Annotated in this window: 24 protein-coding genes; 6 read left to right on the forward strand and 18 right to left on the reverse strand. The window is 55.1% G+C overall.

What is annotated here, in order from left to right; translation table 11 throughout:
• Nucleotides 1-18 precede the first annotated feature (18 nt).
• The gene (gene speD, locus ABO_RS10395; RefSeq protein WP_369825711.1) at nt 19-825 is read right to left on the reverse strand and encodes an adenosylmethionine decarboxylase; all 807 of its coding nucleotides are present in this window, start codon (nt 823-825) and stop codon (nt 19-21) included.
• Nucleotides 826-976: 151 nt separating this feature from the next.
• Entirely contained in the window at nt 977-1,393 is a 417-nt protein-coding gene (locus tag ABO_RS10400; RefSeq protein ID WP_011589301.1) for an OsmC family protein, read from the reverse strand.
• A 324-nt stretch (nt 1,394-1,717) separates the two neighbouring features.
• Here ABO_RS10400 and crp point away from each other — a divergent pair, with 324 nt between their 5' ends.
• Complete coding sequence (gene crp / locus ABO_RS10405) at nt 1,718-2,347, forward strand: cAMP-activated global transcriptional regulator CRP (protein WP_011589302.1); 630 nt, start codon at nt 1,718-1,720, stop codon at nt 2,345-2,347.
• Between the two features lie 257 nt (nt 2,348-2,604).
• Here crp and trpC read toward each other — a convergent pair whose 3' ends face one another.
• The 4 genes from trpC to trpE are packed head-to-tail and all read right to left on the reverse strand — an operon-like array spanning nt 2,605 to nt 6,555.
• Nucleotides 2,605-3,399: an indole-3-glycerol phosphate synthase TrpC gene (gene trpC, locus ABO_RS10410; RefSeq protein ID WP_011589303.1), complete on the reverse strand. Its 795-nt coding sequence runs from the start codon at nt 3,397-3,399 to the stop codon at nt 2,605-2,607.
• 11 nt (nt 3,400-3,410) lie between these two features.
• Complete coding sequence (gene trpD / locus ABO_RS10415) at nt 3,411-4,463, reverse strand: anthranilate phosphoribosyltransferase (protein WP_011589304.1); 1,053 nt, start codon at nt 4,461-4,463, stop codon at nt 3,411-3,413.
• Entirely contained in the window at nt 4,460-5,062 is a 603-nt protein-coding gene (locus ABO_RS10420; RefSeq protein ID WP_011589305.1) for an anthranilate synthase component II, read from the reverse strand. The genes trpD and ABO_RS10420 overlap by 4 nt, the downstream gene beginning before the upstream one ends.
• Before the next feature lie 2 nt (nt 5,063-5,064).
• Nucleotides 5,065-6,555 (reverse strand): anthranilate synthase component I, encoded by a 1,491-nt coding sequence (gene trpE / locus ABO_RS10425; RefSeq protein WP_011589306.1) that lies wholly within the window; start codon nt 6,553-6,555, stop codon nt 5,065-5,067.
• A gap of 337 nt (nt 6,556-6,892) precedes the next feature.
• On the opposite strand from trpE, the gene ABO_RS10430 reads away from it, so the two are divergent.
• The 3 genes from ABO_RS10430 to ABO_RS10440 are packed head-to-tail and all read left to right on the forward strand — an operon-like array spanning nt 6,893 to nt 8,248.
• Nucleotides 6,893-7,348, forward strand: a complete 456-nt coding sequence (locus ABO_RS10430) for an MOSC domain-containing protein (RefSeq protein ID WP_011589307.1) — start codon at nt 6,893-6,895, stop codon at nt 7,346-7,348.
• Between the two features lie 4 nt (nt 7,349-7,352).
• The gene (locus ABO_RS10435; protein ID WP_011589308.1) at nt 7,353-7,910 is read left to right on the forward strand and encodes a DUF1415 domain-containing protein; all 558 of its coding nucleotides are present in this window, start codon (nt 7,353-7,355) and stop codon (nt 7,908-7,910) included.
• Nucleotides 7,907-8,248: a DUF3301 domain-containing protein gene (locus ABO_RS10440; RefSeq protein WP_011589309.1), complete on the forward strand. Its 342-nt coding sequence runs from the start codon at nt 7,907-7,909 to the stop codon at nt 8,246-8,248. The genes ABO_RS10435 and ABO_RS10440 overlap by 4 nt, the downstream gene beginning before the upstream one ends.
• A gap of 87 nt (nt 8,249-8,335) precedes the next feature.
• Here ABO_RS10440 and ABO_RS10445 read toward each other — a convergent pair whose 3' ends face one another.
• From ABO_RS10445 to cyoA, 7 genes are all read right to left on the reverse strand, one after another.
• Complete coding sequence (locus ABO_RS10445) at nt 8,336-8,884, reverse strand: response regulator transcription factor (RefSeq protein WP_011589310.1); 549 nt, start codon at nt 8,882-8,884, stop codon at nt 8,336-8,338.
• Nucleotides 8,877-10,229 (reverse strand): ATP-binding protein, encoded by a 1,353-nt coding sequence (locus ABO_RS10450; RefSeq protein WP_231868118.1) that lies wholly within the window; start codon nt 10,227-10,229, stop codon nt 8,877-8,879. Before ABO_RS10450 ends, ABO_RS10445 begins: the two co-directional genes overlap by 8 nt.
• A gap of 18 nt (nt 10,230-10,247) precedes the next feature.
• Entirely contained in the window at nt 10,248-10,961 is a 714-nt protein-coding gene (locus ABO_RS10455) for an SURF1 family protein (protein WP_231868117.1), read from the reverse strand.
• Nucleotides 10,962-11,116: 155 nt separating this feature from the next.
• On the reverse strand, nt 11,117-11,512 hold the full coding sequence (gene cyoD / locus ABO_RS10460) for a cytochrome o ubiquinol oxidase subunit IV (RefSeq protein WP_011589313.1): 396 nt from the start codon (nt 11,510-11,512) through the stop codon (nt 11,117-11,119).
• Nucleotides 11,509-12,147, reverse strand: coding sequence for a cytochrome o ubiquinol oxidase subunit III (cyoC, locus tag ABO_RS10465; RefSeq protein WP_035459162.1), 639 nt, complete (start codon nt 12,145-12,147; stop codon nt 11,509-11,511). The genes cyoD and cyoC overlap by 4 nt, the downstream gene beginning before the upstream one ends.
• Nucleotides 12,140-14,140 carry a cytochrome o ubiquinol oxidase subunit I gene (gene cyoB, locus ABO_RS10470; protein WP_041705030.1) on the reverse strand — a complete coding sequence of 667 codons (2,001 nt, stop codon included), beginning with the start codon at nt 14,138-14,140 and terminating at the stop codon, nt 12,140-12,142. The genes cyoC and cyoB overlap by 8 nt, the downstream gene beginning before the upstream one ends.
• A gap of 35 nt (nt 14,141-14,175) precedes the next feature.
• Entirely contained in the window at nt 14,176-15,189 is a 1,014-nt protein-coding gene (cyoA, locus tag ABO_RS10475; RefSeq protein ID WP_011589316.1) for a ubiquinol oxidase subunit II, read from the reverse strand.
• A gap of 222 nt (nt 15,190-15,411) precedes the next feature.
• Here cyoA and ABO_RS10480 point away from each other — a divergent pair, with 222 nt between their 5' ends.
• Complete coding sequence (locus ABO_RS10480; RefSeq protein ID WP_011589317.1) at nt 15,412-16,719, forward strand: MFS transporter; 1,308 nt, start codon at nt 15,412-15,414, stop codon at nt 16,717-16,719.
• A gap of 190 nt (nt 16,720-16,909) precedes the next feature.
• Here ABO_RS10480 and ABO_RS10485 read toward each other — a convergent pair whose 3' ends face one another.
• Complete coding sequence (locus ABO_RS10485; protein ID WP_011589318.1) at nt 16,910-18,019, reverse strand: NADH:flavin oxidoreductase; 1,110 nt, start codon at nt 18,017-18,019, stop codon at nt 16,910-16,912.
• A 253-nt stretch (nt 18,020-18,272) separates the two neighbouring features.
• Here ABO_RS10485 and ABO_RS10490 point away from each other — a divergent pair, with 253 nt between their 5' ends.
• Nucleotides 18,273-18,734, forward strand: coding sequence for a winged helix-turn-helix transcriptional regulator (locus ABO_RS10490; RefSeq protein WP_011589319.1), 462 nt, complete (start codon nt 18,273-18,275; stop codon nt 18,732-18,734).
• Nucleotides 18,735-19,072: 338 nt separating this feature from the next.
• Here ABO_RS10490 and ABO_RS10495 read toward each other — a convergent pair whose 3' ends face one another.
• The 4 genes from ABO_RS10495 to ABO_RS10510 all read right to left on the reverse strand — a co-directional run bounded on the left by ABO_RS10495 (nt 19,073) and on the right by ABO_RS10510 (nt 22,135).
• Nucleotides 19,073-19,675 (reverse strand): NlpC/P60 family protein, encoded by a 603-nt coding sequence (locus ABO_RS10495; protein WP_011589320.1) that lies wholly within the window; start codon nt 19,673-19,675, stop codon nt 19,073-19,075.
• Between the two features lie 28 nt (nt 19,676-19,703).
• Nucleotides 19,704-20,378: a ribulose-phosphate 3-epimerase gene (rpe, locus tag ABO_RS10500; RefSeq protein ID WP_011589321.1), complete on the reverse strand. Its 675-nt coding sequence runs from the start codon at nt 20,376-20,378 to the stop codon at nt 19,704-19,706.
• Nucleotides 20,379-20,468: 90 nt separating this feature from the next.
• Nucleotides 20,469-21,134, reverse strand: coding sequence for an N-acetylmuramate alpha-1-phosphate uridylyltransferase MurU (murU, locus tag ABO_RS10505; RefSeq protein WP_011589322.1), 666 nt, complete (start codon nt 21,132-21,134; stop codon nt 20,469-20,471).
• On the reverse strand, nt 21,131-22,135 hold the full coding sequence (locus tag ABO_RS10510; RefSeq protein WP_011589323.1) for an aminoglycoside phosphotransferase family protein: 1,005 nt from the start codon (nt 22,133-22,135) through the stop codon (nt 21,131-21,133). Before ABO_RS10510 ends, murU begins: the two co-directional genes overlap by 4 nt.
• Nucleotides 22,136-22,202 lie beyond the last annotated feature (67 nt).

A 22,202-nucleotide genomic window follows, 5' to 3' on the forward strand; every position in this document is an offset into this window, starting at 1 on the left:
TGGAAGCTTGCTGCAGGCTTATCCCAAGTTACGGCTGTAGAAAATCTCCAGCATCTCAGTCTTCATCCGCTCTTCAATCTGGTCTAACTCGGTTTGTGCGAATTCATCCCTACCGGCGCCAAACAAGTAGTTATCAATATCGAAGTCTTTCAGCAACATCTTGGTGTGGAAGATATTTTCCTGATACACATTCACGTCGATCATCTGATAAGCGTTCTGGGTATCTTCAGTCAGGAAGTTCTGGATCGAATTAATATCGTGATCAATGTAGTGCTTGGTGCCATCCAGATCACGAGTCATTCCACGCACCCGGTAATCCACCGTGACAATATCGGAATCGAAACTGTGGATTAGGTAGTTCAACGCACGCAGCGGGGAGATTACCCCACAGGTCGACACGTCCACATCGACCCGAAAAGTGGAGATGCCATTATCCGGGTGCGACTCAGGATAGGTATGTACCGTCACATGGCTCTTATCCAGATGAGCAACGACCGTCTCTGGCAACGGCCCTGGCCCTTCTTCGTCCCAGTCGGTCCCAACAGGTGGAGTTTCATGCTCAGCAATCAGCATGGTCACACTGGCACCCTGAGGCTCATAATCCTGGCGAGCCACATTCAAAATATTGGCGCCAATGATATTGGTTACGTTGGTGAGAATCTCGGTGAGACGCTCCGCGTTATACAGCTCGTCAATATATTCGATATATTCCTGACGGTGCTGTTCTGTCTTTGCGTAAGCGATATCAAAAATATTAAAACTCAAGGATTTGGTCAGGTTATTGAAACCGTGAACCGTAATCTTGGGATTGGGATCTTTCACCACAGCCTTACCCCATGGGCGTTTCATCGCCACGTTAAGACAAACACACCACCGCAACCCTAGCGGCTACCTTGTTTGCAACATCCCAAAGGATGTCACCACAATCACCGGCCTGGCCGGCATATTGCCATTACCGAAACGCCTGCAGGCCGCCTCAGCCTTCAATGGTATAACTATGGGTGATCTCAACACCACCGCGAGTCAGCATAATGCTGGCAGAACAATATTTTTCTGCCGACAGCTCGACCGCCCTTTTCACATGGGCTTCCTTCAAGCTGTTACCGCTGACAATAAAATGCAGGTGGATCTTGCTAAACACCGCCGGGACCTCGTCAGCACGCTCTGCGGTTAATTCACACCGGCAGTCGGTCACGTCCTGACGGGACTTCTTAAGAATATGAATCACATCAAAGGAGGAGCAACCACCCACCCCCAACAACAAGGTTTCCATGGGGCGCGGCCCGCGGTTCTGACCACCATGATCCGGCGGACCATCCATCAGCACCTTATGGCCGCTTTCTGTCTCCGCCTCATAGCAAGCTTCACCCTGCCATTTAACCACTGCTTTCATGGCGCTCTCCTAGTATGTCACCCCATCCCGAACACAAACCGAAAGCCTGAGTGCGCCCGCCTTTGAAGGGGGCGCAGAGTACCATAGCGCGGGCCTCACGCCACCCTTTTCAGAGCAGACTATTGGGAATATTTTCTCTATTTTTACCCCCCCTAGGAAATTGGCGTATATAGAGAAAAAACGTTGTTTAATAATAACTTGGTTCCCATTAACCATGTGAAAACCACGATAAAGAACCTGTCCTCTTGGCATAACTCATAAAAACAGGCAGTATCCATAGGCTTATAACTAAGACATTTTTCTGGTTTCAAAGACTGAGCTCCCATGATGAACGGCAACAAAATCATCCCAAATCTGGACCACTTTTTGGCCCAGTGCCACCGCCGCAAGTACCCGGCGAAGAGCACCATCATCTATGCTGGTGATGAATCGGATGCGCTGTATTACATCCTCAAAGGCTCTGTGACGGTAATGATCGAGGACGACGATGGTCGCGAGATGATCATGGCATACCTTAATGAAGGGGATTTCTTCGGTGAAATGGGTCTATTTGAAAACGACCCCTCCCGCTCTGCTTGGGTAAAAGCCAAGACAGAATGTGAAGTTGCCGAAGTTAGTTACCCAAAATTTCGGCAGTTGGCACGTGAAGACGCAGATATCCTGTTCACCGTATCCGCCCAAATTGCGGGCCGCCTACGCGCCACCACTCGCAAAGTGGGCGATCTGGCATTTCTGGATGTCACCGGCCGTGTCGCGGGCACCCTGCTAGACCTATGTAAACAACCCGATGCAATGACACACCCAGACGGCATGCAGATCAAAATCACTCGCCAGGAAATCGGTCGCATCGTCGGTTGCTCCCGGGAAATGGTAGGCCGGGTACTCAAAAACCTAGAAGAACAGGGCTTGGTCTCCGTAAAAGGCAAAACCATGGTGGTGTACGGTACTAGGTAAGCTACACGTTCAAACGCGAATGAATGTTCTGCCAATTCACCGCAAAGAGGCCGCGCCCAACCATTAGCGCGGCCTCTTTCGTTTCCATCTCTTGCCTGTTCAACACGGGCTGAACGTACCTTGCGCAGGCAGATAATTTTACCCAAGGGCACAGAAAGCCTGAAAACGTGGACGCTAAAAACAATACCTCAAGCTAACCACCGCCTACCGGCTTGCACTGCCCAACAACACTCAATTGAAACGACGAGGCCTATAAATCAGAAGAACAGTTTCTTGAGTTCAGCGCCCGGGTCATCGGCACGCATAAAGGCTTCGCCGACCAGGAAACTATGGATGCCGTTGTTACGCATCAGCTTCACGTCTGCACTGGAGTGGATTCCACTTTCAGTCACCACCATACGGTCACCCGGCACCTGTTGAGCCAGAGTCAACGTAGTATTCAGGCTGGTCTCGAAGGTATGCAGATTACGGTTGTTGATGCCGATGAGCTCTGCGTTCAACGCTATCGCCCGCTGCAATTCCTCTTCCGTGTGCACTTCCACTAACACGTCGCATCCGGCCTGTTGAGCAGCATGATATAACTCATCCATCTGCGCATCGGACAGCGCTGCCGCAATCAACAACACCGCATCTGCCCCCATGGCTCGGGACTCAAAAATCTGCCACGGATCAATCATGAAATCCTTGCGCAACACCGGCAGGTTTACCGCGTTACGAGCTGCACGTAAGTAATGTTCATCGCCCTGGAAAAAATCCTTGTCAGTAAGTACCGACAGACAAGCCGCACCGTTAGCTTCGTAGCTGCGGGCAATGGATACCGGATCAAAATCATTTCGGATCACGCCCTTGCTGGGAGAGGCCTTTTTGATCTCCGCAATCACCGCTGGCTGATGCTCCTTCACCCGGCCGAATAGGCTGGAAATAAACCCTCGTGCCTTGCGCTGGTTGTCTGCCATGGACTGTAGATCACCCAGCGTATAATGGTTCTTGCCAATGGCAATCTCCTCCTGCTTGCGGGCGATAATCTTATCGAGAATGGTGCCTGTGCTCATAACCTCGCTCCTTAATGGGATTCGTCGCCAACCTTGAGGGCCGTGCTGAACTGGGCCAGCTCGCGCATGCGTTCTGCCGCTTCTCCATTGTGGATCAGGTCTTCCGCCATGCTGACCCCTTCCTTGTGAGTGCGAGTAATACCACTGACATAAATGGCCGCCCCCGCGTTCAGGGCAATCATGTCTGCAGCCTTGCAAGCGGCTTCTGTGGTGCGCTTGCCAAACGCATCTTTGATCAGCGCCAAAGACGCTTTTGAGTCAGTTACATCAAGGCCGACCAGGGAATCGGATCCCAGCCCAAGATCTTCCGGTGTCAGGTCGTACTCTTTCACCTCACCATCCCTGAACTCCGCCACATGAGTACGTGCCGCCAGGCTGATCTCATCCAGGCCGTCTTTACTGTGCACCACCATGATGTGCTCGCCGCCCAGGCGCCCCATGACTTCCGCCAGCGGACGACACAGCTTTTCCGAGAATACACCCATCACCAACCGCTGAACCCCGGCCGGGTTGGTCATCGGACCGAGAATATTAAACAGGGTGCGCATACCCAGCTCCTTGCGCGGCCCCACGGCATACTTCATAGCCTTGTGATGGTTCGGCGCAAACATGAAGCCGACACCAACATTATCCACACATTGGCCAATCTGTGCCGGGCTTAGGTCCAGCGCAATACCCGCCGTTTCCAACAGATCAGCGGAACCACTTTGCGAGCTCACCGAACGGCCCCCGTGCTTGGCCACATGGGCACCGGCGGCCGCGGCCACAAAACTACTGGCGGTGGACACATTGAACAAATTGGCGCCATCGCCGCCGGTACCGACGATGTCCACCAGATACTGACGGTTCTCCACCGTCACCCCGGTAACCAGCTCGCGCATAACCATAACGGCGCCAGTGATTTCATCCAGAGATTCGCTTTTCATCCGCAGGCCGACCATCAGTGCACCAATCTGTGCATCGGTGGCGCCACCGGTCATCACCTGGCCCATCACATCGCGCATTTCCTCGATGCTCAAATCAATATTATCGACCACTTTGGCCAGCGCTTGCGGAATATTCATGCCCCTTCCCCCTGCTCATCCAGCTTTAAAAAATTCTCAAGCAGGGCATGACCGTGCTCACTCAAAATAGACTCAGGGTGATATTGCACCCCTTCAATCGGCAGCGTCTTGTGACGCATACCCATGATTTCATCGACGCTGCCATCGTCTTTCAGAGTCCAGGCCGTCATTTCCAAACAATCCGGAAGGCTGTCTTTTTCCACCACCAGAGAATGGTAGCGAGTTGCCGTATAGGGCGATGGCAAATCACGGAACACGCCCACACCATTGTGGTAAATCGGCGAGGTTTTACCATGCATCACTTGGCGGGCCCGAATGACCTGGCCCCCAAACGCTTGCCCAATCGCCTGATGCCCCAAACACACACCAAGAATCGGCAGCTTGCCAGCAAAGTGCTTAATCGCTGCGAGGGAGATACCCGCTTCATTGGGGGTACAAGGGCCAGGGGAAATCATCAACCGATCAGGGTTCAGCTGTTCAATCTCTTCCAGGCTAATCTGGTCGTTGCGGTGCACCAGCACCTCAGCACCCAGCTCCTGTAGGTACTGCACCAGGTTGTAGGTAAAACTGTCGTAATTATCGATCATCAGCACGCGCATTATTACTGTCCTCCGTCTGCCAGGTTGAGACCACCCAATGCCATGTTTACCGCTCGGAATACTGCCCGGGCTTTATTCATGGTCTCGTCCCATTCAGACTGCGGCACGGAGTCGGCCACAATCCCTGCCCCAGCCTGCACGTACAGGCGTTGATCCTTGATCACTGCAGTACGGATAGCGATAGCCGTGTCCATATCGCCGTTAAAACCGATATACCCCACTGCGCCCCCGTAGACGCCGCGCTTGGTGGGCTCCAGTTCGTCAATGATTTCCATAGCGCGGATCTTCGGCGCACCGCTCAGGGTGCCCGCCGGGAAGGTGGCACGCAGCACATCCAGCGGCCCCAAATCTTCGCGTAGCTCGCCGTCCACATTGGACACAATATGCATCACGTGGGAATAACGCTCCACGACCATCTGGTCGGAAACCTCCACCTTGCCCGCCTTAGAAACACGGCCAATATCGTTGCGCCCCAAATCAATCAGCATCAGGTGCTCGGCAATTTCCTTCGGGTCCGCCAGCAAGTCTTTTTCCAGCGCCAAATCTTCCGCTTCATTGGCACCGCGTTTGCGCGTGCCCGCCAGTGGCCGCACCGTCGTTCGCCCCTGCTCAGCGCGAGCCAGAATTTCCGGCGAAGAGCCGGCGATATGAAAATCGTCCAGATCCAGATAGAACATGTAAGGCGACGGATTCAGGTAACGCAGGGCACGATACAAATCCAGCGCCGGCGCCTGAAACGGACAACTCATGCGCTGGGACGGCACCACCTGCATCACGTCCCCCGCCAGGATGTACTCGCGGATGGTTTCCACACCCGCCTTGAAAGCGTCTTGCGGAAATTCATGGTGGAAATCGTTTTCGTCCACAGGCTCGCCGTAAACGGTATGTGCCGGCTCCGACAAGGGAGCGCGCAGCTGGCTTTCCAACGCCTCTAGCCGCTGCTCGGCGCGCATCAGTACCCCGTCTTCTTTCGGGTCCACATGCACCACCAGGAACAGCGCCCCGCGCAGGTTATCGAAGACCACCACCTCCTCGGACCGCATCAGCAGGATATCCGGAACCCCCAGCACATCCTCGCCAGGTGCAGGCCCCAAACGTGGCTCGAAATACCGCACGCTGTCATAACCGAAATACCCCACCAGGCCGCCATTAAAACGGGGCAAGCCCTCCAAGTCTGGGCTACGATAGGCTTTTCGATACTCTTCCACCCAGCTAATAGGGTCAGCCGCTTCGTAATGCTGACGCCCCTCTGGGCCATCGACCTGCACCTGCTGGCCAGTAATCCGCACCACCTCTGTGGCCGGCAGGCCAATAATGGAATACCGGCCCCACCGTTCGCCCCCCTGCACCGATTCAAACAGGTAGGTGTAGGGGCCAGACGCCAGCTTACGATAGGCCGACAGCGGCGTATCCAAATCCGCCAATACTTCGCGAACCACGGGCACCCGGGTATAGCCCTGCTGGGCAAAACGATCCAGTTCTTGTGGTGACATAATTGTCCTTAGCATTTCGCTACGGCCCAGCACTTAGGCGGACCGCGATCTAGAGCAATAATTGTAGAGGAAAAATAATCAAAAGACGTGTCAGTACAGACACAGGGAGAGCATCACCATCGCCAGCGAGCAGGTGTGAGGAGGAAAAGCGGATTGTCGCTCAGGGCACAGTCCAAGGGACGTCCTTTCTCAATCATTAGTATTGATGTGGATTCTAGCTAATGAGGACGCCAGAGGCTAGACGCTGAAAACTCGGAAGAAACTGCTAAACTGGCGCGTCAATATGTGCGATGTGCGTACTTCAGCGACCGGCCTTAGGCGTCAGCCCAGGAGTTCCATGAGAATCCTCGCCCTTTACACCGCCAGCCAGTCCCGTGGCCCGGTGGAAAATCAGCCTGCGGTACAGCTGCGTGCGGGTTGTGGCATCGTTGGCGACCGCCACTATCGACGCAATGCCAAACCAGAAGAACAAATCACCCTGATCGAATCAGAGGCCATCGACAGCTTCAACCGCGAATATCAGCAACAGGTTGTTCCATCAACCCTGCGGCGTAACGTATTGACCAAAGGGGTTGACCTCAATGCATTGGAAGGGCGTGAATTTCAGCTCGGCAACATCCGCTTGCGCGGCATTGAGCTTTGCGAACCCTGCTCTGTAGTCGGTCAGCTGCTAGCAGGCGATCTAACGCCTAAACAAGTGATCAACGCCCTACTGGGCCGTGGCGGCCTGCGCTGTGAAATTCTATCCAGCGGCGTGGTTCGCGTTGGCGATAATATTGAAATACCGGATTAACGACATGGAAAAAACCTGCCCGATCAACCAGACCCGCCAATGGCTCGAAGAGGTGGTCATCGGCTTGAACCTGTGCCCTTTTGCGCGCAAGCCCTTCACCGCCGGGCAGGTACGCTTTGCCGTTAGCGATAGCCGTAATGTGGAAACCTTGCTGGGGGATCTGCACGAAGAACTGGACCACATGGATCGCGTATCTGCAGAAGAAGTGGACACCACGCTGTTGATCATTACCGACCAGTTAGACGATTTTCTCGACTACAATGACGTATTAGACCTAGCCGATGGCCTGCTAGAACAGCAAGGCTGGGAAGGCACCTATCAAATCGCCAGCTTTCACCCCGCTTACCAATTCGCCGATACCACTGCCGACGACCCGGAGAACTACACCAACCGGGCACCCTACCCGATTCTACACATCCTACGCGAAGCCAGTTTGGACAAAGGGCTCGCCAGCTACCCGAATCCGGAACAGATTCCCGAACGGAACATAGCAACACTCAATGGCCTTAACGAGGCTCAGTGGCAGGCCCTGTTTGGCGGCCTGCCGGGGGCACACCGGTGAACCTGGATCTGTCTGATGTGTTATTAATCACCGCGCTGGTCATGATCGGCGCATTGTTCTGGCGTTCCCACGGCATCCGTGAGCGGGCGTTGGTCGCGACCCGACGCTTTTGTGAGCGACAAAAACTGGAATTTCTAGACGAAAGCGTTGGCCTGGAAAAGCTCACCCTGAGCAAAGATAACCACGGCAAAAGACGCATCACCCGCATCTATCGGTTCGAATTTACCGTCACCGGCGGGGAACGTTACGAAGGCCGCACCGTAGTGCAGGGTGGCGTTACCCAGCGGGTCGAGTTACCTCCCCACCGCTACACCCCTCCGCCGGAAGAGCTTCATTAAATCGGCTAACGTAGATGGGGCTGATGGCAAAGCATGGCCTCCACACTGATCTGAGAACGTGGGCTCGGCCATTGATGTTGGCAGTGTTCACTTAACCCGCTGTTTTTCCAGCTTGCGGGCCAAAGTGCGACGGTGCATACCAAGGCGGCGGGCGGTTTCTGAGATATTAAACCCCGTTTGCGCCAGCGTTTCGTGGATGCGCTCCCACTCCAGAGTCTTGAGATTAGTGGCACGTGCGGTAAGGGACACCTCGGCATTACCCTCCGCCCGGCTGAAGGCCTCTTCAATATCATCCGTATTGGAGGGCTTCGCTAGGTAATGGCAGGCTCCCAGCTTCACCGCTTCCACTGCCGTAGCAATACTGGCATAGCCTGTAAGCACCACAATCAGCATGTCTTCAGCATGCTCGTGCAACGCCTGCACGCAGGCCAATCCAGACGAGTCACCCTTAAGCTTCAGGTCGACTACGGCAAAACCAGGCTCATGGCTTTTTAGCAAAGCCTGCATCGACTCCAAGCTATCCGCATGAATAACTCGATATCCTCGCCTCTCGAACGAACGGGTCAAGGTGCGAGCAAAGGCGTCATCATCTTCTACAATCAATAGCAGTTTTTCGTCCTGCAACGTATCAGTCACCGTTGGTTTCTCCTCTTTCCTGTTTCAGGGCGACCACGGAAAGTGGCAAAGACAACGTTACTAATGCGCCGCCCTGCACCAAATTACTCGCTTTCAGATTACCCCCTAACGTGCGCAGTACATTCATCACTAAAAACAGCCCAAGGCCACTGCCCGGTCGCCCCTTGCTGGACTGATAGGGGCGACCAAGATTGTCGAGCATTGCCTGTGCGAAGCCCGGCCCCCGGTCTGCCACCGACACCAGCAGGGTTTTACCTTCACGGTACACACTCAGCCGCACCCAATTTGGCGAGGCTTCCAGTGCGTTATCCAATACATTATGAATGCTCTGCCGGAGGGCTGAGTCGGACACGATACTCAGGTCTTCCCCAAACTCATTGCTATAAGAAAAATCTTTCACCGGGCGCGTTTCGCGCCACTCGTCCACCAAATCATCCAGAAACGCGCGTACCGTAGTTCCTTCTGAAGATTCCCCCCGTGCCTCGCCCGCCGATAACAAGATACCGCTAACAATAGATTTGCAGCGAAGTACCTGTGTCTGCATCTCAGTAATTTCCTGGGCCAAATCACCATTGGATTTGAACGGCTCCATGTGCCTCCAGTCACCCAGAATCACGGACAGGGTCGCCAGCGGCGTTCCCAGCTCGTGGGCCGCGCCGGAAGCCAACAACCCCATACGCACAATGTGCTCTTCTTCTGCTGCTCGCTGACGCAACTGCGCCAGATGCTCGTCACGCTGACGTCGATTACGGGTAATACGGTTAATGAAAACCACTAGCAGCACACCATTGAGCACAAAACAGATAAACATGCCTTCGATGTAAAGACTGAATAGCCCTTCGGAATGATCCAACGGCATAGGCAATGGGTGGCCATACCAGGCCAGCCAGCCGAAGCACAATGTGGTGGTCACCAGAATCACCCAGGTAGACCACACCTCCAGCAACACCGCACCCAGAATCACTTGCAGTAAATACAGAAACACAAACGGGTTCGAAGCACCGCCGCTCAACGCCAACAGCATGGTCAGCGTGGCCACATCAATCAGCAGGGAAAGGAATAACTCGGTATTGCCAATGGTCTTTGGCAGCCTCATTCGCAACAAACTGACCGCATTGAGCAACAGCAGACCAAACAGCACCATCAGCATTTGCGCCACGGGTAGCTCAATATCAAAGCCGTAATTAACCACCAAAATGGTGGCGAACTGGCCGAACATGGCAATCCAGCGCAGCTGTATCAGTAACTGCAGGTTCTTGCGGCCGGTCAGGTCGTCGCTACTGCGGCGCAGTGCAGAAAATAACGATCCCGATGGAGGAGTCTTAGAGGGTGAGGACGATGACATGATTTCCATAGCCCCAGTTTAGCGCGTTCGGGGTGAATCCCGTAGCACCAGCCAAGCCGCCAGCACCATGCCGAAGGCAAGGGCAAACCAAGTGATGGCGTAGACTAGATGATTATTACGGAAATGAATGACGGTAAGCCCCCCCACGGGTAGCTCACTGTCATCGGCTTGCGCATCGATAAAATAGGGAGCCACCGGAGACAAACCATTCCGCTCGGCCATGGCCTTCACATCCCGTGAGTACCAGCGATTCTCGTCAGGCACATTATCTCGCAATACGCCCCCGCCCGGATGGCTAAGGCGCAACAGCCCGGTGACAGTGACCAGCTCAGCCGGCGTATATTCACCCGATTGTGCAGCCTGGCGTTGCTGCTGGGGTACAAACCCCTGGTTCACATACACCCAGCTACCATCGGCACACTGTAACGGTGCCATCAGCCAGTAGCCTTGCCCCGCTTCGGTGGCTGCCGACACCAACGCAACAGCCTGGGGCTGATATCGGCCACGGACACTAACATGAAGATATTCATGGGTGTCCTCACTGACAGTGGGCCAGTCATGTTGCGACGGGGCGAGCATCGCTTCAGCGTGCACCCGAGTGTCCACGCGAGCGATCAAATTTTCCTTCCAGGCCAGCCGCTTCACCTGCCAAACACCCAACGCCACAAACCCAACGAAGGCCACCGCGGTTAACAGCAGAAAAAGGAAAGAATGAATACGCCGGCGAGCCATGGTCATGCCTCTTCAAACGTGGAGGGGAGAAAAAGGCGGAGACCGGCAACGCCGATCTCCGCCCTACGCATGAGTGCGTGTGAGGTGTTGCGACCGGGGCGTGCATGCCCCCTTGCTTGCTCAGCGTGGTCGGAAGTGCCTATTGCGCCCTCGGGTCAGCATGCCTGAGCATGCAAGGGGGAATGCAGAGACGCCCCCTCCATCATCCCGGGCATCATGTTTACATTCAGGTTATGCATTACCCACAGTGAACCGGCCAAGGTAATAAATACCAGAATCAACGTAAACATCAGCGCCAGCATGTTCCAGCCCCCTTCCGAATGGAAGTTCATGTGCAGGAAGAACACCATATGCACCACAATCTGCACTAACGCAAAACCCAAAATCACCATCACCGTGGTGGCAGAGCTTTCGAATACGCCGCCCATCACCAACCAGAACGGAATCACCGTAAGAATTACCGCCAGCACAAACCCGGTGGCATATTCCTTCAAGGAAACGTGGGGAATGTCCGCGTCGTTATGATCATGATCGTGTGTATGCTCGCTCATGGCAGCACTCCCATCAGATAAACGTAAGTGAACACGCCAACCCAAACCACGTCCAGGAAGTGCCAGAACATGGACAGGCAGAACACCCGGCGCTTGTTTTCCTGAATCAGGCCGTGTTTTTTCAGCTGGAACAACAGCGTCACCAGCCACACGATGCCGAAGAACACATGCAAACCGTGAGTGCCCACCAACGCAAAGAAGGCCGTCCAGAAACCACTGGTTTGCGGGCCGGCACCCACGTGGATCAGATGATGGAACTCATACAATTCCAAGCTTAAAAAGCCCAAGCCCAGCAGGCCGGTAACGGCCAACCAGAACATGGTGCCCTTCACCCTGTTTGCCTGCATCTGCAGCATGGCGAAGCCATAGGTGATAGACGATACCAATAACAATGAGGTATTGACGGCAATCAGGCTCAGGTCAAACAGCTCCATGCCTGTGGGCCCACCCGCATAGCTGCGGCTGAGCACCCCGTAGGTCGCAAACAGACAAGCGAAGATCAGACAGTCGCTCATCAGGTAGATCCAGAAACCCAGCAAGGTTCCGTTCTGGGGGTGATGATCCCCCTTTACCAGAAACTCCAGCTGGCCATCGTGCGTGCTGTTCGCGTTAGCCGTCATGGTGTTATCAGACATTGGCAAGCACCCGTGTACGTTCTGCTTCAATCCGCTCTATTTCTTCCGCCGGAATGTAGTACTCCCGGTCGTAATTGAAGGTGTGATAGATCACTGTGCCGATCAGCGCCACAAAAGATACGCCAGCCAGCAGCCACATGTGCCAAATCATGGCAAAGCCGATGGCAACACTGATACCCGAGAGCACAATGCCCGCCCAGGTGCCCTTGGGCATATGAATCGCAATAAAGCCGGACTCAGGACGCTGGAAGCCATGCTGTTTCATCTGCCACCAAGCGTCTAACTGATGCACTCGCGGAGTGAACGCAAAGTTGTAGGGAGGGGGAGGTGACGAGGTGGACCACTCTAGGGTGCGGCCATCCCATGGATCTCCGGTTTCGTCCTTGAGTGACTCGCGGCGCATAAAGCTCACCACCAGCTGAATGATGAAAGACGCGATCCCCACGGCGATCAACACCGCACCAAAGGCGGCTATCTGAAACCAGATCTGCAAGGACATATCTTCAAAGTGGCTGACACGACGGGTTACGCCCATCAAACCGAGTACGTACAACGGCATAAAGGCGAAGTAGAAACCAATCAGCCAGAACCAGAAGGACATCTTGCCCCAGAATTCATCCAGCTTGTAACCGGTGGCTTTGGGGAACCAATAAGTGATACCCGCGAACAGGCCGAACAGCACCCCGCCAATAATCACGTTATGGAAGTGGGCAATCAGAAACAGGCTGTTATGCAGCACGAAATCCACCGGCGGCACCGCCAGCAGCACCCCAGTCATGCCACCAATAACAAAGGTCACCATAAAGCCCAAGGTCCATAGCATGGGCACGTCGAACCTGATCCGGCCACGGAACATGGTGAACAACCAGTTGAATATCTTCGCACCGGTCGGTATCGAGATAATCATCGTGGTAATACCGAAGAACGAATTCACACTGGCCCCCGACCCCATGGTGAAGAAATGGTGCAGCCACACCAAGTACGACAGCACGGTAATTACCACGGTCGCATAAACCATAGAGGTGTAACCGAACAGCGGCTTGCGGCTATAGGTAGACACGATCTCCGAGAAAATACCGAACACCGGCAAAATCAGGATGTACACCTCGGGGTGCCCCCAGATCCAGATCAAATTCACATACATCATGGCGTTGCCACCAAGATCATTGGTGAAGAAAGCCGTGTCCAGGTAGCGATCCATCGACAGCATGGCCAGCACTGCAGTGAGTACCGGGAACGCCGCCACAATCAAGATATTGGTGCACAGGGAGGTCCAGGTGAACACCGGCATCTTCATCAGGCTCATGCCCGGGGCCCGCATCTTGACGATGGTCACCAACAGGTTAACCCCGGATAACAGCGTCCCCACCCCGGCAATCTGCAACGCCCAGATGTAGTAGTCCACCCCCACCCCAGGGCTCTGCAAAATGCCCGATAACGGCGGATAGGCCAGCCAACCCGTCTTAGCAAACTCACCCACAAACAGAGACACCATCAGCAGTACAGCACCACCGGTAGTCATCCAAAAACTGAAATTATTCAGAAACGGGAAAGCCACATCGCGGGTGCCGATTTGCAACGGAATCAGATAATTCATGATCCCGGTCACCAGTGGCATGGCCACGAAAAAAATCATGATCACGCCATGGGCGGTGAAGATCTGATCGTAGTGGTGAGGCGGCAGATAGCCGGTGGCATCACCAAAGGCCATCGCTTGATGAAGGCGCATCATGATCGCATCAGCGAAGCCGCGCAGCAGCATTACCAAGCCAAGGATGATGTACATGATGCCGATTTTCTTGTGGTCGATGGTAGTGAACCATTCATTCCACAGGTAGCCCCACAGCTTATAGCGCGTCAGCGCCGCCAGCACCGCGACTCCCCCCAGCGCCACCATGGCAAAGGTGCTGAGGATGATCGGATCATGGAAGGGGATTGCCTCCCAGGTAAGGCGACCAAAGATCAGTTTGATCAGATCCAGGTTCTCAAACATGGGCGGCACCTACTGCGTTTGCGATCAGGAAAAATTTATTCATGGTGGCCTCCATGGTGCGGGTGGCCGGCATTACCTTCGTGATCTTGATGACCTTCATGGTTAGCCTTGGCATCAGCGTGATGCCCTGCATGCTTATTCATCCCTGCGTGGTACATCATGTCTTCCATACAGACTTGGCCTGGCTCTACACAGCGATTAAAAATGCCGTAGTAAAGTGTTGGATCCACTTCACCGTAATAGCTCACCGGTTCATCAATACTCGGCGCTTCCAGTTGCAGGTATTCATCACGGCTCAGATTTCCCTCGCTGGCCTTCACCTTCGCCACCCAGTCATCGAAGTCCTCTTCGCTTAACCCGTGGAAATCAAACTTCATCTGTGAGTAACCCGCGCCACTGTAGTTAGCCGAAAAGCCTTTATAGACACCCGGCTCGTTGATCACCCCGTGTAGCTTTGTTTCCATGCCTGCCATGGCATAGATCTGCCCGGCCATGGCCGGAATAAAGAAAGAATTCATCATGGTAGAGGCGGTAATCTTGAAGCGAATAGGATGATTCACCGGCGCCGCCAATTCATTGACGGTGGCAATTCCCTGCTCCGGATAGATAAACAACCACTTCCAATCCAGCGCCACCACTTCCACGGTGAGCGGCTCCAGCGTCGCCGGCACCGGTGTGTGCGCATCAATGCGGTCCAGCGGACGGTAGGGGTCTAACTTATGGGTACTCACCCAGGTCATGGCGCCCAGCGCGATGATAATCATGAGGGGAACAGACCAGATCACCAGTTCCAGCACGGTGGAATGGTTCCAATCGGGTTTGTAGTTGGCTTTCGTGTTGGCTTCCCGGTAATGCCAAGCAAACCACAACGTCAGCACGATCACCGGCACAATGACAAGCAGCATCAAGACCGTGGCCCACACAAGCAGATCCCGTTGTTGCACGGCCACGTCACCAGAGGGGGACATCACGACTGCGTCGCAACCCGCAAGCAAGGCGGTGACAAGCAACGTCAACGACGCTCCACGCAAGTATTTGAATAATTGCATTGGCGAATCTTCTGGTTGGCTTTTAAGTAGCCGGGACTCTATCCAAGGGCATCAGTAGCCGGTATTGGACATTTTGTCCCATAGGCTTAAAGTCTAAATATTCTTGATGGAAATCAATGCACAAAGGAGCCTTTTAATAACGGTTTTCCCACTCAACATTGCTCAAAACATGCAAACCGTTATTCCGAGCCCTAACAACAACTCTGGTGAAGAGCGCAAAACATGTCTCAGACCTCTTCGGCTTCGATGCCGAGCAAACCCGGCCACAGCTCCGTGGCCCCAAACGAAATCGCCGTGGGTGTGGTCATCGGCCGTACCTCCGAGTATTTCGACTTTTTTGTCTACGGCATCGCCTCCGTGCTGATCTTTCCTCAGCTGTTCTTCCCGTTTACCGGTCAGCTGCAAGGAATGCTCTATGCCTTCATGGTGTTTGCGCTGGCCTTTGTGGCACGGCCCTTTGGTACCGCCCTGTTCATGTGGATCCAGCGACAGTGGGGCCGCGGCATCAAACTCACCACCGCCCTCTTCCTTCTCGGCACAGCCACTGCGGGCATTGCCTTCCTGCCCGGTTATGAACAACTCGGCGGCCATGCCATCGTGCTGCTGGCCCTGTTTCGGATGATGCAAGGGATCGCCTTCGGCGGTTCCTGGGATGGCCTCCCTTCATTACTGGCCCTAAACGCCCCCAAAGAAAGCCGCAGCTGGTACACCATGATTGGCCAGCTGGGCGCCCCCCTTGGCTTCGTGATCGCCAGCGCCCTGTTCCTGTATCTTTATAACAGCCTGAGCGCTGCGGATTTCATGAGCTGGGGTTGGCGTTATCCGTTCTTCGTGGCATTCGCCATCAACGTGGTCGCCCTATTCGCGCGGCTGCGCTTGGTGCTAGGCGAGGAATACACCGAAGCCATGCAGGAAAGTGAACTGGAACCCATTCGCACCAGCGAGATGGTGCGAGAGGAGGGCCACAATATTTTTATCGGCTCCTTTGCCGCCTTGGCCAGCTATGCGCTATTTCATGTGGTAACCATTTTTCCACTGTCATGGATTGCCTTCCAGGGCAGCCAGACCACCGCCGAAGTGCTCACCGTACAAGTATTGGGTGGCTTCGTGGGCATCATCGCCACCATCTGCTCCGGCTGGATCGCCGCCCGCATCGGCAAACGCACCACCGTGGGCGCCCTGGCCGCCATGATTGGCGTATTCAGCCTTCTCACCCCACTGCTAATGGGCGGTAGCCCGGTCATGCAAGACACCTTCATTCTGCTGGGCTTTGCTTTGCTCGGAGTGTCCTACGGCCAAGCATCCGGCACAGTGACGGCCAACTTCGCCCCGCGCTTTCGCTACACCGGCGCCGCCCTCACTTCTGATTTCGCTTGGTTGTTCGGTGCCGCCTTCGCCCCGCTGGTTGCCCTGGGCCTGTCCGCCAAATTCGGACTCATGTCGGTGACCGTATACCTGCTATCCGGCGTCATTTGCACCCTGCTGGCGCTAGCCGTTAACCAGTCGCTGGAGGAGCAGGCAGAGGAGTGAGCGACACGCTACGAGCTTGGGCTGCAACACCGTTTGAGGCCCAAGCCACCTGAAACACAAAAGCCAGCGGCAGGAACAAAGCGAAGCGTGTTACTGAAACGAAAGAGGCCGCGTCCAGATCTGGATGCGGCCTCTATGTTATCGGCCCCGGTAAACCCCGGCCCGCATTCCAACGTTTAACCTTTCACTCTTAACTCAAGCTGCCCAGCGCAGCCTTAGTGAACGGCGCAATTTCGTCTTCCTTACCCTCACGTATTTTCACCAACCAGTTCGGGTCCTGCAGCAACGCACGGCCCACGGCAATTATGTCGAACTCGTCGTTATCCATGCGCCGCTCCAGCTCATCAAGCCCCGTCGGGTTAGCCGTTCCACCCATGCCTTCTGGGCTATTGAGGAAGTCGCCATCCAAACCCACGCTGCCCACAGAAATCACCGGCTTACCCGTAATCTTTTTAGTCCAACCTGCCAAGTTCAGATCGGACCCCTCAAATTCTGGCAACCAAAAACGGCGCGTAGACGCGTGAAACACATCGACACCGGCCTCCACAAACGGCATCAGGAAGCGCTCCAGCTCTTCTGGATTATGAGCCAGCTTTGCCTCGTAATCTTGCTGCTTCCACTGGGAAAAACGCAGCACGATGGCGAAGTCCTCACCTACCGCCTCGCGTACCGCCTTAACAATCTCGATACCAAAACGGGCACGGTTCTCGATGGACCCACCGTACTCATCATCACGCTGGTTGGTGCCTTCCCAGAAAAACTGATCGAGTAGATAACCATGGGCACCATGAATCTCGACCCCATCAAAGCCCACCTCTTTAGCCGCCTTGGCAGATTCAGCAAAAGCACGAATCACATCCTGGATATCCGCTTTGCTCATAGCTTCGCCATTTTTTTTACCCGGCTTAAACAAACCGGAAGGCGAATAAGCAGGCACATCCTTGTCCGGGCCAATACCCGGCTTACGCACTGAGCCCACATGCCACAACTGTGGAATGATCTGCCCACCGGCAGCGTGCACCGCGTCCACCACTTTCTTCCAACCCGCCATGGCCTCATCGCCATAAATAGCCGGCACACCCTCATAACCATTGGCGGCCTTGTGGCCCACAAAAGTACCCTCGGTAATGATCAGGCCCACCTCGCCCTCGGCTCGGCGCTGGTAATAGCCCACCACCTGATCATTAGGCACATAACCCGGAGAAAAGGTGCGCGTCATGGGCGCCATGGCCACTCGATTACGCATTTTCAAAGACTTAAGTTCAAAAGGACGCAACAGGCTATCCAGGGAACTACTCATGAGGCTCTCCTAATCAATCTTCGTTTATTCACTCTCTAAGCCGAGCCCGTACCTGGCTCGGCGTGAGCATTGGAGGTAACAAAAAAAGGGGCTAGCAATGGCAAGCACCCTCGCAGTAGCCCTTTCAACCGTATTTTCCCAACAAACAAACAGAATCAGCGCATCCGCCATCATGGGCGGTCAATTCAATTTAGTTGCGTAATAAAACCTTATTTGGTTTCTTAATGCAACCATTCTGATCTATACTGCCGCCATGACACGTAAACGCTTCGACGACATGGGCTGCTCCGTAGCCTGCGCCCTCAATGAGGTTGGTGACTGGTGGTCCCTGCTGGTGGTCAAGCAGGCCATGCTGGGCACCCGCCGCTTTGTGGATTTCCAGCATAGCCTGGGCATCGCCAAAAACATCCTCTGCAACCGTCTATCGCGGTTGGTGGATAACGGCGTTATGGTGCGTGTGGACGTGGGCGAACACGGCAAGCGCTACGAATACCGCCTCACTGACAAGGGCCGGGATCTGTTTACCGTCATCACCGCCCTGCGCCAGTGGAGCGAACGCTGGAACGGCGAGAAAGACACCATGAAACTGGTGGACCGCCAAACCGGCGAACCGCTGGCCCCGGTAGCGGTTCACAACCAACAGGGCCAGGCTCTCACCGTGCGGGATGTGCGGTTTGTAGATCCGCAAGGGAAGCCGTTGGAGGAAGCGGGTTGACCACCGTCTCAGTGCTACAAAAACGCTGAAACAACATCGTCGCCACGCTACTATCCGACTCGCAAGCCACCTAACAGCAACAGCCCCCTACAGCGAGCTCCATCGCCCTCTTCTAAAAAAACACCAATCAACCACTTACAAATTTATGTAAGCCATATCCTACATATTCAGCTTGCGTGAGGGTGAAAACGGGCAGGAATTCGATAAACAATGAGGCTGGGGCAGGAGGTGCCCTGGCGGCAAGGGGCGCGCGCTTTTCTAGCGGGTTTAGTCTTGGCTGTGATTTCGGGAGACGCTGGGAATCCGGGGGATTTCTTAAGAGTAATATCGAACGTGTGCTACCGATTCACCAACCGCCGAGCCTGCCAATAGCGCTGACTCCAATAGGGGTTGTGCAGCGACGACTGCATCACCCCCTTACTCACCGACGCATGCATAAATTCATCGCCCCCCATGTAAATTCCCACATGGCGATTGCCAGGCCCAGTGCGGAAGAACACCAGGTCACCCACACGAATGTCACCGCGCTTTACCTTTTTCCCGCTTTTCAGCAGCTCAAGGGTGGTGCGCGGGACTTCCATACCCAAGCGCGACTGAAAGGTGAGGTAGACGAAGCCGGAGCAGTCCACGCCGCGGGGGCTCAGACCACCGTAACGATAGGGGACACCTTTCCAGTCTTCGTGCTGAGCTTCCAGTGACATAAGCAATGGGGGCGGGGGCGCTTCGGACATTACTTGCGCCACTAGCGCATCCAGTTCCTGCTGGGCTTGGAGATCCGGTGCGGTGCCGACAGTTGCCGAGCGAGTGGGAGCAACAGGGGTTTGCACGGATGGAGGCGCGCCAGCCGGGGCCCTGCCGGCACAACCGGCCAGCAGGAGCAGCAAACAACAAAGTGAAGGAATGGCGTAGCGCATGGAGGGATAAGGCAACATTATGACCATTCGGTTCCCTCCTGAGCGCCCTAGGCCGTTAAGCCTGCGCCAGCTCATCGCGCATTTGCTGGATAACGGCGGCGTAATTTTCTTTACCGAAGATGGCCGAGCCGGCCACGAAGGTATCGGCGCCGGCAGCGGCCACTTCGCGGATGTTCTTTTCAGAGACGCCGCCGTCCACTTCCAGGCGGATGTCGTAGCCGCTAGCGTCGATCAGTTGGCGCACAGCGCGGGTTTTATCCAAGGTAGAGGGGATAAACGTCTGGCCGCCATAGCCCGGGTTCACACTCATCAGCAGGATCATATCCAGCTTGTCCATCACGTATTCCAGGCAATCCGGGCGTGTCGCCGGGTTGAGCACCAGCCCAGCCTTGCAACCATAGCTCTTAATCAGCTGCAGGGAACGGTCCACGTGCTGGCTGGCTTCCGGGTGAAAGGTGATGTAGCTGGCCCCGGCTTCGGCGAACATGCTGATCAATTCATCCACCGGGCTGACCATAAGGTGCACGTCGATGGGGGCGGTGATGCCGTGGTCGCGCAGGGCCTTGCAGACCATGGGGCCGATGGTCAGGTTAGGCACGTAATGGTTGTCCATCACATCAAAATGGATCACATCGGCGCCGGCCGCCAGCACCGCATCGCACTCTTCGCCTAAACGGGCAAAGTTGGCGGCAAGGATGGAGGGGGCGATCAGATAGTCCTGCTTGGGCATGACAATTCCTTAAAATGCATGTGTTGTGACAGCGTCACTGTGGAGCGGTGATTGCACCGATCTCACAAAACAATCAATTTCAGCACTGGATCATGTGCCGCTGAGCAATCGATCCAGTTCGGCGAGACGTTCCGGGGTGCCGATATCCCACCACTGCCCTGCATGATGCTCGCCGCTGGCCGCATCGTCGGCCATGGCCGCACGCAACACCGGCGCCAGCTTCGCTTCACCGTCCGCTAACTGCGCAAAAATAGCAGGGTCAAAACGGCCAATACCGGCATAGGTGAGCTTAGGCTCGGCATTATCGCGCAAGCGGCTCGTGTCTGTCAGATGAAAATCCCCTTTCGGGTGATGTTCCGGGTTATTCACCAGCACCAGATGCACCGGGTCCGGGCGATTATCCACTAGCCGAGTCAGGTCAAAATCGGTCCAAATATCTCCGTTAATCAGCACAAACGGCTGATCGCCCAGCAACGGCAGCGCTCGCTTGATGCCCCCAGCGGTTTCCAGCGGTGTACCTTCATGGGAGTAAACAAGGGGAATGCCGTAGCGAGTACCCTCTCCCAGGAAGGCCACCAGCTTCTCGCCCAACCAACCGGTATTAATCACTAAGGATTCAATGCCGGCATCGCGCAACGCTTCAATATGATATTCGATCAACGCCTTGCCCCCCGCCCGCAATAGCGGCTTGGGGGTGTGGTCGGTGAGCGGGCGCATGCGCTTGCCGTAGCCGGCGGCCAGGATCATGGCCTTCACTGGTTGTCCTCGATCTGATCGAGAACCCACTGTAGATCGCAAAGCTCCGGGCGCCGGGCGATAACCGTGCGCAAGTAAGCAAAGAAACGCGGCACATCGCCCAAATACTTGGGCTTGCCATCGCGGTGGCAGATACGCGCAAAAATACCGATCACCTTGATATGACGCTGGGCGCCCATCAGGTCGCAATCGCGCAAGAAGGTATCGAAGTCCGCCGGCACCGGCAGCCCTGCCGCCGTGGCCTTGTCGAAATACTCGCCCAGCCAGCCAAGCACGCGCTCTTCTGGCCAGCTCAAAAAAGCATCCTTAAACAGGCTGATCACGTCATAGCTGATGGGGCCGGCCACCGCATCCTGAAAATCGATCACCCCAGGATTCGGGTCGGACACCATTAGATTACGCGGCATATAATCGCGATGCACAAATACCTGCGGCTGCGCTAAGGCTGAACGAATCAGCACATCAAACACCCGGTCCAACCGTTGGCGCAACTCTCCGGTGACCACCTTTTCACGATGGCGGAACAGGTACCACTGGGGGAACAGTTCCAGCTCCCGTTGCAGCAATGCTTCATCGTACTGCGGCAGCCCCGCGGTATCGGCATGCAATTGCTGGGTAATCAGGGTATCGATGGCAGCGCTATACCACTCATCGGCATTAGCCTCATTTAGGGCGTTCAGCCACGTCTGCGTGCCCATATCGCTGAGCAACAAAAAGCCCTGCTGCAAATCCTGATGAACAATATCTGGCACATGCAGACCTGCTCGTTTAAGGCGCCCGGCGATATCCACGAAAGGGCGACAATTTTCCTGTGTCGGCGGCGCATCCATGGCCACCAAGCTGCTATCCCCATGAAAATAACGGAAATAACGACGGAAGCTGGCATCCGCTGACGCAGGCTCACCAACCACTGATTCTCCAAGGTAAGCACTTACCCATTGGTCGATGGCGTGTTTTCTCGGGTCCGAAGTTACTCCGGATTTACTTTTATCAGGCTGCATTGCCTTCCTTGTTAGATTACACTGCCGCTTTTGGTGGAACGGAAAGCCCGGCCCGCCATAAAACGGC

The organism is Alcanivorax borkumensis SK2 (genome assembly GCF_000009365.1).
GTDB lineage: Bacteria > Pseudomonadota > Gammaproteobacteria > Pseudomonadales > Alcanivoracaceae > Alcanivorax > Alcanivorax borkumensis.

Bases quoted from the DNA above. Each gene is read 5' to 3' on its own strand.
- ABO_RS10400 (WP_011589301.1), bottom strand. From the start codon at position 1,393: ATGAAAGCAGTGGTTAAATGGCAGGGTGAAGCTTGCTATGAGGCGGAG.
- crp (WP_011589302.1), top strand. From the start codon at position 1,718: ATGATGAACGGCAACAAAATCATCCCAAATCTGGACCACTTTTTGGCC.
- trpC (WP_011589303.1), bottom strand. From the start codon at position 3,399: ATGAGCACAGGCACCATTCTCGATAAGATTATCGCCCGCAAGCAGGAG.
- trpD (WP_011589304.1), bottom strand. From the start codon at position 4,463: ATGAATATTCCGCAAGCGCTGGCCAAAGTGGTCGATAATATTGATTTG.
- ABO_RS10420 (WP_011589305.1), bottom strand. From the start codon at position 5,062: ATGCGCGTGCTGATGATCGATAATTACGACAGTTTTACCTACAACCTG.
- trpE (WP_011589306.1), bottom strand. From the start codon at position 6,555: ATGTCACCACAAGAACTGGATCGTTTTGCCCAGCAGGGCTATACCCGG.
- ABO_RS10430 (WP_011589307.1), top strand. From the start codon at position 6,893: ATGAGAATCCTCGCCCTTTACACCGCCAGCCAGTCCCGTGGCCCGGTG.
- ABO_RS10435 (WP_011589308.1), top strand. From the start codon at position 7,353: ATGGAAAAAACCTGCCCGATCAACCAGACCCGCCAATGGCTCGAAGAG.
- ABO_RS10450 (WP_231868118.1), bottom strand. From the start codon at position 10,229: ATGTCATCGTCCTCACCCTCTAAGACTCCTCCATCGGGATCGTTATTT.
- ABO_RS10455 (WP_231868117.1), bottom strand. From the start codon at position 10,961: ATGGCTCGCCGGCGTATTCATTCTTTCCTTTTTCTGCTGTTAACCGCG.
- cyoD (WP_011589313.1), bottom strand. From the start codon at position 11,512: ATGAGCGAGCATACACACGATCATGATCATAACGACGCGGACATTCCC.
- cyoC (WP_035459162.1), bottom strand. From the start codon at position 12,147: ATGTCTGATAACACCATGACGGCTAACGCGAACAGCACGCACGATGGC.
- cyoB (WP_041705030.1), bottom strand. From the start codon at position 14,140: ATGTTTGAGAACCTGGATCTGATCAAACTGATCTTTGGTCGCCTTACC.
- cyoA (WP_011589316.1), bottom strand. From the start codon at position 15,189: ATGCAATTATTCAAATACTTGCGTGGAGCGTCGTTGACGTTGCTTGTC.
- ABO_RS10480 (WP_011589317.1), top strand. From the start codon at position 15,412: ATGTCTCAGACCTCTTCGGCTTCGATGCCGAGCAAACCCGGCCACAGC.
- ABO_RS10485 (WP_011589318.1), bottom strand. From the start codon at position 18,019: ATGAGTAGTTCCCTGGATAGCCTGTTGCGTCCTTTTGAACTTAAGTCT.
- ABO_RS10490 (WP_011589319.1), top strand. From the start codon at position 18,273: ATGACACGTAAACGCTTCGACGACATGGGCTGCTCCGTAGCCTGCGCC.
- ABO_RS10495 (WP_011589320.1), bottom strand. From the start codon at position 19,675: ATGGTCATAATGTTGCCTTATCCCTCCATGCGCTACGCCATTCCTTCA.
- rpe (WP_011589321.1), bottom strand. From the start codon at position 20,378: ATGCCCAAGCAGGACTATCTGATCGCCCCCTCCATCCTTGCCGCCAAC.
- ABO_RS10510 (WP_011589323.1), bottom strand. From the start codon at position 22,135: ATGCAGCCTGATAAAAGTAAATCCGGAGTAACTTCGGACCCGAGAAAA.